This is a genomic window from Paraburkholderia sp. SIMBA_054 (assembly GCF_046534875.1).
Lineage (GTDB): Bacteria > Pseudomonadota > Gammaproteobacteria > Burkholderiales > Burkholderiaceae > Paraburkholderia > Paraburkholderia hospita.
Map to the genome: position 1 here is coordinate 1 of NZ_JAWRXV010001334.1, position 249 is coordinate 249.

Annotated in this window: 1 protein-coding gene; it reads right to left on the bottom strand. The window is 67.5% G+C overall.

Translation table 11 applies throughout. The features are described from left to right. On the bottom strand, nt 1-249 hold a 249-nt coding region (locus tag SB822_RS59420; RefSeq protein ID WP_410859417.1), incomplete at both ends, for an SMP-30/gluconolactonase/LRE family protein.

Genomic DNA, 249 nt, shown 5'->3' on the forward strand with positions numbered 1-249 from the left:
GTCGCGATCGACGGTCGAGCCGTCCGGCTCGCCGGTTGCATCGGTGAGGCGCGCGAACACGCGGTCGTTGGCGATGCCGCCGTCCGCCAGGTAGTCGCAGGCGCGAATCTCACGCGTCGGCGAATCGCAGTAGTACATCGTCGCGCCGTCGGGACTGAACGCGATGCTGTTCGAAATGGCGGGCGCGGGCAACGGCAAGCGCTCCAGCGTCAAATCACGATCGAGCCGGTAAAACCCGCCGATCGCGCG